11 protein-coding genes are annotated in these 13842 nt (G+C 44.4%); 3 read left to right on the top strand and 8 right to left on the bottom strand.

The genetic code is table 11. The features are described 5' to 3' along the window. Window positions 1-37: 37 nt before the first annotated feature. From FNW02_RS04255 to grpE, 8 genes are all read right to left on the bottom strand, one after another. Window positions 38-235, bottom strand: a complete 198-nt coding sequence (locus tag FNW02_RS04255) for a DUF6887 family protein (protein WP_191756336.1) — start codon at window positions 233-235, stop codon at window positions 38-40. Then, on the bottom strand, window positions 219-410 hold the full coding sequence (locus tag FNW02_RS04260) for a DUF6888 family protein (RefSeq protein ID WP_191756490.1): 192 nt from the start codon (window positions 408-410) through the stop codon (window positions 219-221). The genes FNW02_RS04255 and FNW02_RS04260 overlap by 17 nt, the downstream gene beginning before the upstream one ends. A gap of 86 nt (window positions 411-496) precedes the next feature. Continuing rightward, window positions 497-2089, bottom strand: a complete 1593-nt coding sequence (locus FNW02_RS04265) for a glycoside hydrolase family 57 protein (protein WP_191756337.1) — start codon at window positions 2087-2089, stop codon at window positions 497-499. 300 nt (window positions 2090-2389) lie between these two features. Beyond that, window positions 2390-3466 carry a small ribosomal subunit biogenesis GTPase RsgA gene (gene rsgA, locus FNW02_RS04270; RefSeq protein WP_191756338.1) on the bottom strand — a complete coding sequence of 359 codons (1077 nt, stop codon included), beginning with the start codon at window positions 3464-3466 and terminating at the stop codon, window positions 2390-2392. Next, entirely contained in the window at window positions 3463-3720 is a 258-nt protein-coding gene (locus tag FNW02_RS04275) for a sulfurtransferase TusA family protein (protein WP_191756491.1), read from the bottom strand. Before FNW02_RS04275 ends, rsgA begins: the two co-directional genes overlap by 4 nt. After that, window positions 3720-4850, bottom strand: a complete 1131-nt coding sequence (gene dnaJ, locus FNW02_RS04280) for a molecular chaperone DnaJ (protein WP_191756339.1) — start codon at window positions 4848-4850, stop codon at window positions 3720-3722. Before dnaJ ends, FNW02_RS04275 begins: the two co-directional genes overlap by 1 nt. Window positions 4851-5890: 1040 nt before the next feature. After that, window positions 5891-7849, bottom strand: coding sequence for a molecular chaperone DnaK (dnaK, locus tag FNW02_RS04285; protein ID WP_191756340.1), 1959 nt, complete (start codon window positions 7847-7849; stop codon window positions 5891-5893). Window positions 7850-8120: 271 nt separating this feature from the next. Then, window positions 8121-8870, bottom strand: coding sequence for a nucleotide exchange factor GrpE (gene grpE, locus FNW02_RS04290; RefSeq protein ID WP_191756341.1), 750 nt, complete (start codon window positions 8868-8870; stop codon window positions 8121-8123). 351 nt (window positions 8871-9221) lie between these two features. On the opposite strand from grpE, the gene FNW02_RS04295 reads away from it, so the two are divergent. From FNW02_RS04295 to FNW02_RS04305, 3 genes are all read left to right on the top strand, one after another. Further along, a complete protein-coding gene (locus tag FNW02_RS04295; protein ID WP_191756342.1) occupies window positions 9222-11234 on the top strand; it encodes a GspE/PulE family protein in 2013 nt (670 codons plus the stop codon). A gap of 121 nt (window positions 11235-11355) precedes the next feature. After that, window positions 11356-12486 (top strand): type IV pilus twitching motility protein PilT, encoded by a 1131-nt coding sequence (locus tag FNW02_RS04300; protein WP_191756343.1) that lies wholly within the window; start codon window positions 11356-11358, stop codon window positions 12484-12486. A gap of 103 nt (window positions 12487-12589) precedes the next feature. Beyond that, on the top strand, window positions 12590-13813 hold the full coding sequence (locus tag FNW02_RS04305) for a type II secretion system F family protein (protein WP_191756344.1): 1224 nt from the start codon (window positions 12590-12592) through the stop codon (window positions 13811-13813). Window positions 13814-13842: the final 29 nt, after the last annotated feature.

Below are 13842 nucleotides of genomic sequence, written 5' to 3' on the forward strand. Positions count from 1 at the left end.
CGATCGCTCACCTGCATTTACTGAGTAACAATCCTAACTAAAGCTCTCCATTAATCTTACGCCTGATGATTTCCATCTGTGCCTGCATATCGGCTTCTGTCATAGGCATGGGATAACCTTTGGAATTGGGATCACGTTTGCTCATTAGAAAACGTAGAGCTTCAATGTCTTCGCGGTTTTCAATGACATAAGCTCTCAACTCTGTAAAACTCATTTGCTCATAATTCTGGTTCATTGATAAAATCCCAGATCCCATTACTTAATACGATGATTTGGAGATTATCTCCAGCTAAGATGCAAACCTGTCTGGTTTTGTCGTCAAATAGAAATAAGCGGATATCTTTGTACAGATTTGACAACATTTGACAAACCCTTACACAGGCTAAGGCTCGCTCTGTTGTTGGTAAAATACATACTCCTCACTTCTAATATAAGGCGGGCATTGCCCACCTACGCTAAGCAACTGGCGTCATATATATGGCGTCTACAAGCGATACTATGACAACGGACGGTAGACGCGATAGTTAATTTTGGGGAAGATGTTGTCCATTAACTCGACTTTTTCCAGCCAACCGCTGTCGATTTTGCCAATTTTAACGTCTTCGTAGAGTTTATTGAACCGCATCAGGTGCGATCGTGTCCGTCTGACTGCATAGGGTACCATTGTTCCCGTCCGCATAATAAACGCCCAGTCGGAAGATTGTGCCAATAGCAGTTCCCGCGCTGCTTGGTTCAGTGCTTTCCACCCCAATTCATCTTCCGGTTCCAAGTGCGAGATTTCAATCATGCGTTCTGCAGCCTTGTGCAAATGAGGATAAATCCATGCATTTGTCTCGTTCAACCAATACTCATGAAATCCCTTAAAACCCCAGCTTGATTGCGAAGGACGGCAGACTTGCTGAGTTGGTTGTGCTCGTAAATAGTCTGCCAAATGGGTCATTGCATAGGTTTTTTGGTCATACCATGACTTGCGGAACAGGTAATCTATAAACCAGGGGCCTTCATACCACCAATGTCCGAATAACTCTGCATCGTAGGGCGAAACAATCACTGGTGGGCGTTGCATTATACCGTAAAGATGCTCAGATTGCCGCTCTCGATTATACATAAAGTTAGCGGCATGTTCTGCGGCCTTTTCCCTGGCCCAATAAGGGTCGTAGAGTGCTTTATCTGCAAGCCCTAAGCCACGTCCAGTAATTTTATGATACTTAATCCCCGTGTTTTTACGCTGACCGTTGGGCATGATATAGGGCTTGATATACTCATATTCTGCTTCCCAGCCCAAATCTTTGTAAAATTCTCGATATTCTGCTGCACCTGGATAACCCACTTCAGAAGACCATACCTGCTGAGAAGATTCATGATCTCGACCAAAGGCTGCAACACCTGTCTCTGTAAAAATCGGGGCATAAGTACCAAAACGCGGACGAGGACGAGCATAAAGGATACCATGCCCATCGGTGAGGAAGTAGCGCAACCCGGCATCTGCTAGCATCCGCTCTACACCTTCATAATAGGCGCATTCCGGCAACCAAATACCTCTGGGTGCTTGTCCAAAGGTTTGCTCATAGTGTTCGCATGCTACCTGAATTTGCGCCCAAACAGCTTGCGGATACATTTTCATCAGCGGTAAGTAGCCGTGGGTAGCACCGCAAGTGATAATTTCTAAGTTATTAGTGTCTTGGAACTGCTTAAAAGCCGTTACCAAATCCCCGTCGTAGCGTTCCCATAACTGACGCGCTTCATTAAACTCAGTGGCGTAATGTTCAGCTAAATAACGAATATGTCCGTTGTGAGCATTTCGTTCGGCCTCCAGTTCTATCAGTTCTTCGAGTTGAGCTAAGTGTGCGTCATAACGTTCTTGCAACAGAGGGTCACGAAGCATTGACACTAAAGGCGGTGTCATGCTCATTGTGATTTTAAAGTCGATGCCGTCTCGCTTTAAGCCTTCAAATACTTTCAGTAAAGGAATGTATGTTTCGGTGATGGCTTCATAAAGCCATTCTTCCTCAAGCACATAGTCGCTTTCTGGGTGACGAACGAAGGGTAGGTGTGCGTGGAGTACAAGAGCGACGTAGCCGATAGCCATAATGATTTGGTGGTACTTGTAAATTGAAGGTCGAGAGGTTTGGCAGAAATTAACAATATTTTAAGACTTTATGGAGATTGTTATAATGATTCGTAATTTATTCACAATTTATCCGATTCCACACCAGAATACATTGCTACGGAGCCATTGCGTTGCAAAGAGAAATCTAAGAGTTGGCTTCCTCCTTGATGTAACTGCCGTCAACAGAACTGACTTATAACTTAATATATAAATCTTTAAAAAAGATAACTACTATTTGTGTAGTGTACCTGCATCCATGTTCCACGTTAAGTAAAACTTTTACTCCTCGTCCTGATACAAATCTTGTAGTGCTTGCAGTTGAGTCCGCCGGGAAACACGGCGATATTTTTTACTTTCGAGCTTGGGTTCGTATTGACTTTGCCCTTTGCTTTTGCTTTTTAACTTGAGGTTGGATTCAGGATCGGCTTGTTGGTGAAGCTGAGTTTGAAGGGCGATCGCTTCCGTCATAAATTCTAAATAATGTTGATACCGCTCCCAGTCTCCGCGCACGGCACAATCAGGCTCGTCTCGATGCAGACAATCACTAAACCGACAGCTAGCAACTGCTAAGCGCTCTCTAGCTTCTGGAAAATAATGTACTAATTCTTCTGGAGTACAATCCAAATCAGGCTGGTTAAAGCCGGGAGTATCTGCTAGTAAACCACCGCTAGGCAACTCAAATAATTCTATATGGCGGGTAGTATGACGACCACGAGCTAGTTTACCCGAAACTTCTCCCACGCGCAGGTTGACCGAAGAAATCAGCGCATTAATTAAGCTAGATTTACCAACACCAGAAGGCCCAGCGACTACAGTAATTTTATTACTCAGATAACTGGCTGCTTGGTCAATATTTATACCATTTCTAACGCTAATAAATAATGCTTGATAGCCCCAACCAAGTAAGCGATCGCTAATTTGCTGGTGTTCCTGCTGTGAAATTAAATCACTTTTATTTAAACATAAAAGCACATCCAAGCCAGTAGATTCTGCCTTAACTAGAAACCGACTCAATTGATAAGGTTCCAAAGGCGGATCGGCAACAGCAAAGACCAACATAATTTGGTTAACATTAGCGATCGCTGGACGATCTAATTCGCTTTGGCGGGGTAAAACCTCAGCGATCGCCCCCCGTCCTCCAACCCAATCTGGTTCTTCTACAACGACGCGATCGCCCACCATCACCTGTTGTCCAATTTTTTTCAGGCGTGTTCTGCGAGTACATAAGAGAAGAGGAGGATAAAAAGAATTTTTTTCCTCTGCTCCTGCATCCATTTGCACCTGGTAAAAATTAGCCTGCACGGCTAGCACAGTACCCGATAACTCTCCATTTCCGGCAATATTTTCCCCTCTCATTGCTCAGTAAATGGGCGGCGTACTAATAGAGAAAAATAACTAGTGCAATCTATAATTTGTTCAACCTGATAGCCTGCCATTGTCAGACTATCAGGAACCTGCTCAATTGGCTCTCCAAGGTCTAACCAGACTTCCAGCAAACCTCCTGGCTGCATTTTCTCCAGACGTAGTTTTGTCCGCACAAAATTAATCGGGCAAGGAGTGCCGCGCAAATCGAGTTGAGCATCAGGAATTGAAAGGGAGGGGGGCTTCATCACTTAAACAGATTTCCCAAAAATCCTTCTAGACCGCCTTTACCAGTACGGTCTCCCTTAATTTTAGCTAGCTTCTCCAACAATTCCCTCTCATCTGGAGTCACTTTGTTAGGAATATCAATTAACACCGTCAGCATATGGTCGCCCCGACTTACGGGATTTCCCAAGCGAGGTACGCCACGATTTTCCAACTTCATCACCGTATTTGGCTGAGTTCCAGCAGGAATTATCAGTTCCACCGGCCCATCTACTGTATCTACTTCTAAACGGCAACCTAGAATTGCCTGGAGATAGCTAATTTTGATTTCTGAGAGAATGTTGATGCCGTCTCGTTGGAATTCTTCATCCTCGTTCACAAATAAGTAAACGTACAAGTCACCAGGAGGGCCACTCCGTTGACCAGCATCTCCTTCATTAGAAATTCGCAAGCGTGTACCATTATCCACACCAGCAGGAATAGTAATTTTGAGTTTCTTCGTTACTTGGTTTGCGCCCTTACCGTCACACGCATCACATTTATCTTCAATTACCATCCCTGTTCCATTACAAGTGGGACAAGTTGAGACTTGGGTAAAGCTACCAAAGGGGGTTCTAGTGACACGACGTACTTGACCTGAACCACCACAAGTCGAACAATTCCTGGGGCGCGTTCCAGGCTTAGCACCCGAACCGCTACACACTTCACAGTTTTCTAAATGCGAAATCCGAATTTCTTTTTCACCGCCAAACACGGCTTCCCGAAAGTCTAACTTCAGGTCTAGCCGCAGATCATCACCCCGCACAGGCCCACTGCGTCGTCTTTGTTGTGTTGGGCCACCCATGCCGCCAGCGAAGCCACTAAAGATGCTTTCAAAAATATCGGCAAAGCCACCCATGTCGCCAATATCTTGGAAGCCTGCACCAGCTCCACTTGACACACCCTCTGGGCCAAAGCGATCATAACGAGCGCGGGTTTCTGATTCTGAGAGTACCTCATAAGCGCGATTAATTTCTTTAAAGCGTTCTTCCGCGCCTGGTTCTTTGTTCACGTCTGGGTGATACTTTCGGGCTAAGCGGCGGTAGGCTTGTTTGAGTTCTTCTTTGTCGGCGTCACGGGAGACACCCAGAATTTCATAATAGTCGCGGGCCATATAGCAAAGGTAAAAGTTAGAAGGAAGAAAGCAGAGAGAACTCTGAACTGCGGCTTTTGCCATAGACGCCCGTAGGGCGGTGAGGCAGCGCTGCAAAGAAACCCGACCTAGGCGACTGTGATAGTTCGCTGTGGTAGATAGTCTTGCCTGCGATATACTGCGCGTAGCTTGCTTCCCCGTGGGGGTACGAGCGTCACTCGGAGGGTTTGTCGTAAGACATCAGAAGTTCGGTAAGGCAGAAGGCTGAAAGTTAATTTTTATTAATAATTGATTTTACCTTTTACCTTTTACAAAAATCACCAGCAAATTTTTAGCAATAGATGCTTTCCTCGTAGGAGACGACAAAAGCTAAGCAAGTTAAAAGCAGAAGAAAGCTCTGTTAGAACTTATCACTGCCGATTTGGCTGTCTCTTTTACAATTGTGCTACGTAGGAGGAGAAAATCCTGCCCATCAACTAGAGGAGCTAGCCGCACTATCAGGTGTGGAAAACCCCCCATACGCATTGGATTGCATCCGAAATCCCGACGGTCGCCCGAAGTTCCGATGCTTTGGCAAACCCTGCGGGTAAAGGAGAAAGCTGACTATCGGACTTCTCGGAAGCAGACGATCAGACTTCTCTTTGTACTGGTAAAACGTCTAGCCGACGGCAATTCGCTTCTACAATCTAGCAAACCGCTGGGGTCTTGTGAAACTTCGCTCAGTTGATTATCAATATATTTAGATATATTAAAGTGTCTATATAAAGCTTTGCAAATAATGCAGTTGCGAGAAAAACAGCTCATCAAGTCAGGGTATAAATAAATATTAAGTATTGAGGTTAGAGGAGAGGTGACAGGTTATGGAGAATAATCTATTCCCATTCTTCAGTTCCCCGCTCCTCATCTAATGCGAGTTCGACAGGTCATGTGCTGTCCCCTAATTAACCTAATAAAAAAACCTCTTAGAGGTTTTACTAAGTTAAAGTCTGTCCCTCTCTAGCATGCGAGAGAGACAGACTTTAACTTTAGTTCAAAGCAGGGACAGGTCTGTCGAATTTATGTTAATCTATCGCTTCGTAATCAGCCTGAGCGGTACTTTCTTCGTCAAAATCAAAATTAAATTGTGGTATTAGCGTGCCATTCATCGGTTGGTCTAGTTCTGAGGGCAAAAGACTAGCTGGAGCCTCGTCAACCTCATCACTTTGGTTGTTAGCACGGTTGTAAACATCGGCACCAATTGCGAACAGAGTTTGTTGGAAATCTTCTAAACGCTGCTTAAATTCTGCTATGGAAATACTAGAATCAGTCATAGCAGTTTGAAGCTGTATAACTTTTTCACTTGCCAAGGCTTTCATCTGCTCACCGATTAGGTCGCTATTGTCTTTGATAGTGGATTCATAACTGAACAGCAGATTATCCCCTTGGTTTTTAAGTTCCACCAATTCTTTGCGTCTTCTGTCTTCTTCAGCAAACAATTCAGCTTCTTGACGCATGCGTTCAACTTCGTTAGTACTCAACCCACCCGTATTGGTAATCCTAATACTCTGCTCTCTACCTGTGCCTTTATCTTGGGCAGAAACCTTAAGAATTCCGTTGACATCGATTTCAAAAGATACTTCAATTTGAGGCACGCCACGAGGAGATGGAGGAATTCCTGCCAGTAGAAACTTGCCGAGACTTTTATTATCCCGTGCCATTGCTCGTTCACCTTGGAGAACGTGAATTTCCACCGAGGTTTGCCCATCAACTGCTGTAGAAAATACTTGTGACTTACTCGTAGGAATTGTAGTGTTACGTTCAATGATTTTGGTGAACACTTCACCCAAAGTTTCAATTCCTAGAGACAGGGGGGTAACATCCAATAGTAAAAGATTATCGACTTCGCCACCCAGGACACCAGCTTGGATAGCAGCTCCCAGTGCTACGGCTTCGTCAGGGTTGACCGAGCGATCAGGAGCTTTGCCATTGAAAAACTTGATCAGCGCGTTTTGGACTGCGGGAATGCGTGTGGAACCACCTACCAAAATAATCCGATCTATGTCTTGTGGTTTAAGGTCTGCGTCTTTGAGGGCTTGGATCATCGGTTCGATGGTAGCTGCAATTAAATTCCCTGCCAACTCTTCAAATTTAGAGCGGCTGAGTTCCATTTCTAGGTGCTTCGGGCCAGTTTCATCGGCGGTGATAAATGGCAAGTTAATGGAAGTACTGGCCATACTAGAAAGTTCAATCTTGGCCTTTTCCGCTGCTTCTCGTAGGCGTTGCAGTGCCATTTTATCTGGGGAAAGGTCAAGCTGCTCTTGTTCCTGGAAGCGTTCACTCATCCAGCGTACGATCGCATTATCAAAGTCGTCTCCACCTAAGTGGTTGTTGCCACAAGTAGCCTTAACTTCAAAAACTCCATCCCCAAGTTGGAGAATGGATACATCGAAGGTACCGCCTCCGAGGTCAAATACTAAAATTAACTGCTCTTGCTCTTGTTTATCCAACCCAAAAGCTAAAGCAGCGGCGGTTGGTTCATTGATAATCCGCAAAACTTCTAGTCCGGCAATCGTACCAGCATCTTTAGTCGCCTGTCTTTGGGCATCTGTGAAATATGCTGGTACGGTGATCACTGCTTGAGTTACGGCTTCACCTAAGAAGTTTTCCGCATCCTGTTTGAGCTTTTGGAGGATCATGGCGGATAGTTCTTGTGGCGTGTAGTTTCGTCCGCGAATTTGAACATCAACAGTATCGTCTCGACCTTTGACACAGTTGTAGGGTACGCGATCGCGCTCTATTTCGGTGTCTTCCCAACGTCGCCCGATGAATCGCTTGATACTGTAGATTGTGTTTTCGGCATTGGTTACAGCTTGTCGCTTTGCCAGTTGGCCCACCAAGCGATCGCCGCCTTTCCCAAATCCCACAATACTAGGAGTAGTTCGTCCGCCCTCTGAATTGGAGATCACAAGTGGTTGACCACCTTCCAATACTGCGACGCAACTATTAGTAGTGCCTAAGTCGATCCCAATAACTTTTCCCATACTTACCAGTATTTTTACTGAGTCTTTCTGCTGTAATTATGTGGCGGACTAACTTTTTTCGCTCGAACCGAAGACAAAAGATAATTTTTGTTAAAAATGGGTAAATAGAAATAGAAGACACGGAGAGTCTTTTTCTGTACGTTACCGCACGTTCCAAGCTCTCTAGTGTCTTCTTGTACCTCATCTTCTTCATCTTTTTTATGCCTCAGTTACGATGCTCGCCCTTGCCACAACCAAGGCACTTATGGTCAGCGAGGCGAGCAACTACAGCTTAACTGTTGGCTGGACTCGACTGATTTTCCTCCGTAGGGGGTGTATCTTCCTTTGGAGCAGCTACTTTGACCATTGCATGGCGTAGCACGCGATCGCCTAAGAAATATCCGCGCACTAACTCTTCTAACACTGTTCCTTCAGGATGTTCATCCGTAGGTTCCCGCATTACTGCTTCGTGCAGGTTGGGATCAAATTCTTGACCTTCAGGACGCATTGGTGACACACCAAGGCGCTTGAGGCTATCCACTAATTGTTTATAAACGCCTTGGTAACTTTTGTGAATTGTCATTTCGCCATCGCTTTGCGGTTTGAGGTGCGATCGGGCCCGCTCAAAATTATCGACCACTGGCAGCAATTCAGTAATCGTATTCCTCTTCACTAGCGCCTCTAGGTCTTCTTTTTCTTTGCTTGTGCGTTTGCGGTAATTCTCAAAATCTGCGGCAATCCGCATATATTGAGTACTACGCTCCTCTAGTTGTGCTTTGAGAGCTTCAATTTGTTGAGTCAATCCTGTTAAAGCTGCCGTTTCCACTTCTGTTTTCTCAGTCGCAGCGACGCCATTTTCTTGATTGAGAGTAGCTGTATCTCCCGGTACATTAGTTTGGGCTGCCACTTGCTCACTAACCTCGCTGCCAGATTCGTTGGAGTTGATTTGGGCTGGGGAGTCGCTCATCATTGCTTGCTTTACCTCTATTGGTTCACCCAATTGCTGGCTTGTATAGTTTACCTGTTTATTTTCGTCCATCATTGTCTAATCTTCCCAGATACTTTTTACGGCAGTGTGTCACCACAAATTACAACCGTTGCCATTAAAAGCTTGCAATTGAGGCTGATTTTGTTGCCGATATTTTTCTGGAGTAATGTCACCGTCCTCTTATTGTGACAAATGACGAACGCATTAGCGTAGACGCCTCTAGGGTGGTAAACCGAAGAGTTATACCAATTTAAAAAAAGAATGTGACAGACAGACCAAGTAGAGACGTTGCAATGCAACGTCTCTACTTGAAGTGAGGATTGAATTTAATCAGTGTCAATGAGAATTCTGTGTCATAGGCTGGGAATACTTTAATCAGAGGTTTCCCGTACTCATTGCTCATTTATGACTTACTCGTCACCACAACGGCGCAGTACCGCTCTAACTACCAGAACAGAGTTTTCACCCTTCGGCAACAAGCTAGTGCAATCTGGCTATGTCAATAGTGAACAGATGAGGCAGGCACTAATTGAAAGCCGCAAGTCTGGCAGACCCTTGACAGAAGTACTAGAGTCAATCACTGGGCAACAACTCTCACCTGAGTTGCTCAGGCAATACAAAAAACAGCAGCTATTTGAACTTAAAATCTTATACGGTGTTGAATTCCTTGATCCGGAAGTCAACCAAGTTGGCAATACGATGGTGGGGAACCTGATTGAAACCCTCATCCCAGTAGATATCTGTCGTCGCCATCGCTTAGTACCACTGTCGAAACACGAAGACCAAACCCCGCCCTCAGTTTTAGTGGCAATGGTCGCTCCGGATAATTTAGAGGCTTCCGATGACCTAAACCGCATCTTGCGCCCACAAGGCTTGGCATTGCAGCGCATGGTGATTACCCAGGAAGACTACCAGCAGCTAATCAACCAATATTTAGATGAACTTGCTGTTCGGCAAAAGCACCTGGAACAAGAAAAGTTTACAGATATCAATCAGGATTTAGAAAATCTTGGAAATCTCGACTTAGAAGATGCCCCTGATGATATGGAGGCTGATTTAGGGGCAGCGATGAAGGGTGCAGAGGATGCCCCAGTCATCAATCTGGTTAATAGAATTCTAGCTAAAGCCTTGCATGAGAAGGTTTCTGATATTCACATCGAACCACAAGAAGAAAACTTACGCATTCGCTTCCGTAAAGATGGGGTATTGCGTGAAGCTTTCGATCCCCTACCCAAAAAAATCATTCCGGCGGTGACAGCGCGGTTTAAAATCATTTCTAATCTAGATATTGCCGAACGGCGTTTACCCCAAGATGGACGCATCCGGCGGATGTTTGAGGGGCGTAAAGTAGACTTCCGCGTAAATACCTTGCCCAGTCGCTACGGTGAAAAGGTAGTGTTGCGGATTTTGGATAACTCCTCCACCCAACTCGGATTGAATAAGTTAATTACTGATCCTGAAACTTTGCAGATTGTCCAGGATATGGTTAGTCGTCCCTTTGGTCTAATTTTGGTCACAGGGCCAACTGGTTCTGGGAAAACAACCTCGCTCTATTCTGCATTATCAGAAAAGAATGATCCCGGAATTAATATCAGCACTGTGGAAGACCCAATTGAGTATAGTCTTCCAGGGATTACTCAAGTACAGGTGATTCGCGAAAAAGGGCTGGATTTTGCTACCGCGTTGCGGGCTTTCTTGCGGCAAGACCCAGATGTGCTACTCGTAGGTGAAACGCGAGATAAAGAAACGGCAAAAACAGCAATTGAGGCTGCCTTAACCGGTCACTTAGTATTAACGACCTTACATACCAATGATGCCCCAGGAGCGATCGCTCGTTTGGGAGAAATGGGCATTGAGCCTTTCATGGTTTCTAGTTCTCTGATTGGCGTTTTGGCTCAACGTTTGGTGCGGCGTGTATGTTCCGATTGTCGTATTCCCTACACTCCTACAACTGAGGAACTAGCTCGCTATGGTCTATCAGCGTCCCAAGATGTGGGAGTTACCTTTTATAAAGCTAACAGTTTGACATTAGAAGCGATCGCTGAAGCCAAAGCCAAAAATCAGCTTTGCCCAACGTGTAATGGTGCTGGTTACAAGGGACGTTGTGGTGTTTATGAAGTCATGCGAGTGACTGAAAATCTGCAAACCCTCATCAACGAAGATGCACCAACAGAACGTATTAAGGAAGTTGCAGTTGAAGAAGGAATGAAAACCTTGCTGGCTTATAGCCTGGACTTAGTGAAACAAGGTGCTACCACTCTAGAAGAAGTAGATCGAGTCACATTTACTGATACGGGTTTGGAAGCAGAGTTAAAAGCCAAACGAAAAAGTGGTCTTACCTGTCGGACTTGTCATGCTGAATTAAAACCAGAATGGCTAGATTGCCCTTACTGTATGACATCTCGTTTTCAGGATTAGTCATTAGTCATTAACCGATAGTTAGTAATTTTAAACAAATGACAAAGCGCAAAGTCTGAGCGCCGGCTTCCGGCGAATAGAACTTTGTAAGAGAGGACAAATAACAAAAGGAAACAGAACAATGGAAATGATGATCGAAGACCTGATGGAGCAGTTGGTTGAAATGGGTGGCTCGGATATGCATTTATCCGCTGGCTTACCTCCCTATTTCCGCATTAGTGGCAAACTCACACCTATTGGCGAAGAGGTGTTGACAGCTGATCAGTGTCAAAGGCTAATTTTTAGTATGCTTAACAACACCCAGCGCAAAACTTTGGAACAAACCTGGGAGTTGGATTGTTCTTATGGTGTTAAGGGCTTGGCTCGTTTCCGGGTCAATGTCTATAAAGAGCGTGGTGCTTATGCTGCTTGCTTACGGGCATTAAGTTCCAAAATTCCTAACTTTGAAAAATTAGGTCTGCCAGATGTGGTGCGGGAAATGTCAGATAAGCCCAGAGGGTTAATTCTGGTGACAGGCCCTACAGGTTCCGGGAAGACAACTACCCTAGCGGCAATGATTGACTTGATTAACCGCACTAAGGCAGAGCATATTTTAACGGTGGAAGACCCGATTGAATTTGTTTACGAACCAATCAAAAGCTTAGTTCACCAGCGGCAACTAGGTGAAGATACCAAGAGCTTTGCTAATGCCTTGAAGGCAGCCTTGCGGGAAGATCCAGATATTGTTCTGGTGGGGGAAATGCGCGATTTAGAAACGATTTCTTTGGCGATTTCCGCAGCGGAAACAGGACACTTGGTATTTGGTACGCTACACACCAGTTCTGCTGCACAAACTGTTGACCGGATTATCGATGTTTTTCCCCATGAAAGACAAACCCAAGTGCGGGTGCAGTTATCTAACTCACTAGTAGCAGTGTTTAGCCAAACCTTAGTGCCAAAGAAAAACCCTAAGCCTGGTGAGTATGGTCGAGTAATGGCTCAAGAAATTTTGATCGTTACCCCCGCTATTTCCAACTTGATTCGAGAAGGCAAAACATCTCAAATTTACTCAGCTATTCAAACTGGCGGCAAATTGGGAATGCAAACGCTGGAGAAGGTTTTAGCCGATTTTTACAAAGCCGGAACGATCTCTTTTGAAGCAGCGATGTCTAAGACTTCTAAGCCAGATGAAATCCAACGTCTGATCGGTACTGCTACACCACAGGCAGCAGGTGCGAAACCTGGCGCTAATGCGGCTGCCAGAGCACATTAAAGTAACCAAAAAGATGAAGAAGATGGGGGAGATGAAGGAGTGGAGGAATAATAACTCTTGATTTTTGACCCTTGACTATTTTGAATTTTGAATTTTTAAATCCATGCCAACCTATGTTGCCCGTGTTCGAGACTCGCAAGGAAAATCCAGAACAGAAAAATTTGTTGCCGAATCCTTGACGCAAGCCCGTACTAATCTCAGAGATCAAGGTTTTGTAGTCCAAGAAATCAAACAATTTCAAGGTTTTCAAGCAAACTTTGATTTGAAAAAAATCCAGAATTCCTTAGTTAAAGTATCTGTTAAAGACAAAGCTGTTTTTTCCCGTCAATTTGCCGTTTTGATGAATGCGGGAGTTGCGATCGTTAGAAGTTTGGGGGTACTTTCCGAACAGTGTAGTAATACTAAACTGAAACAAGCGCTTGTTGATATTAGCAACGATGTTCAAAGTGGAATGAATCTTTCTGAGTCAATGCGAAAGCATCCTGACTGCTTTGATGGATTATATGTGAGTATGATTCAAGCTGGCGAAGTTGGTGGTGTTCTGGACGAAGTATTGAATCGTTTAGCCAAGTTGTTAGAAGATGTTGCCCGCTTACAAAACCAAATTAAATCAGCATTGTCTTATCCAGTGGTTGTGGGTTGTATAGCAGTTGCTATTTTTCTTGGTATGACCATTTTTCTCATTCCCATTTTTGCAAAAATTTTTACAGAAATTGGAACTGAATTACCACTTCTAACACAATTCTTGATGGATTGTAGCCAATTTTTGAGAAGTCCGAAGGTTTTCATACTTATCGCTATTCTTGTAGGATTGAAAATTGCCTATTCACAGTACTATAAAACTCCTGTTGGCCGCCAAACAATTGATCGCCTTTCTCTCAAGATGCCATTATTTGGTGACTTAATTCAAAAGTCTTCAGTTGCTCGCTTTAGCCGAACTTTTGGTTCTTTAACTCGTTCAGGTGTGCCAATTTTAACTTGCTTAGAAATTGTTCGAGATACATCAGGAAACCAAGTAATTGCCAATGCTATAGATGCAGCCCGTATAGAAATTCAACAAGGAGGGATGATTAGCATTGCTTTACAAAAAGATAGTGTTTTTCCGGTTATGGCAATTCAGATGATTAGTATCGGAGAAGAAACTGGAGAATTAGATGCAATGTTGATGAAAGTTGCTGATTTCTATGAAGATGAAGTCGAGCAAGCAGTAAAAGCAATGACTAGTATTTTGGAACCGGTGATGATTGTAGTTCTAGGGGGAATGGTTGGAACCATTTTGTTGGCGATGTATCTGCCTATGTTTGCGGTGTTTGAAAAGTTGGGATAGGTGATGAGCAAATAAAGGATGAAGATAGT

The sequence above is a fragment of the Komarekiella delphini-convector SJRDD-AB1 genome (assembly GCF_014831675.1).
Lineage (GTDB): Bacteria > Cyanobacteriota > Cyanobacteriia > Cyanobacteriales > Nostocaceae > Komarekiella.

Excerpts from the sequence above, each read along its gene's own strand:
- FNW02_RS04255 (WP_191756336.1), bottom strand. The coding sequence starts at position 235 with ATGAACCAGAATTATGAGCAAATGAGTTTTACAGAGTTGAGAGCTTAT.
- FNW02_RS04265 (WP_191756337.1), bottom strand. The coding sequence starts at position 2,089 with ATGGCTATCGGCTACGTCGCTCTTGTACTCCACGCACACCTACCCTTC.
- rsgA (WP_191756338.1), bottom strand. The coding sequence starts at position 3,466 with ATGAGAGGGGAAAATATTGCCGGAAATGGAGAGTTATCGGGTACTGTG.
- FNW02_RS04275 (WP_191756491.1), bottom strand. The coding sequence starts at position 3,720 with ATGAAGCCCCCCTCCCTTTCAATTCCTGATGCTCAACTCGATTTGCGC.
- dnaJ (WP_191756339.1), bottom strand. The coding sequence starts at position 4,850 with ATGGCCCGCGACTATTATGAAATTCTGGGTGTCTCCCGTGACGCCGAC.
- dnaK (WP_191756340.1), bottom strand. The coding sequence starts at position 7,849 with ATGGGAAAAGTTATTGGGATCGACTTAGGCACTACTAATAGTTGCGTC.
- grpE (WP_191756341.1), bottom strand. The coding sequence starts at position 8,870 with ATGATGGACGAAAATAAACAGGTAAACTATACAAGCCAGCAATTGGGT.
- FNW02_RS04295 (WP_191756342.1), top strand. The coding sequence starts at position 9,222 with ATGACTTACTCGTCACCACAACGGCGCAGTACCGCTCTAACTACCAGA.
- FNW02_RS04300 (WP_191756343.1), top strand. The coding sequence starts at position 11,356 with ATGGAAATGATGATCGAAGACCTGATGGAGCAGTTGGTTGAAATGGGT.
- FNW02_RS04305 (WP_191756344.1), top strand. The coding sequence starts at position 12,590 with ATGCCAACCTATGTTGCCCGTGTTCGAGACTCGCAAGGAAAATCCAGA.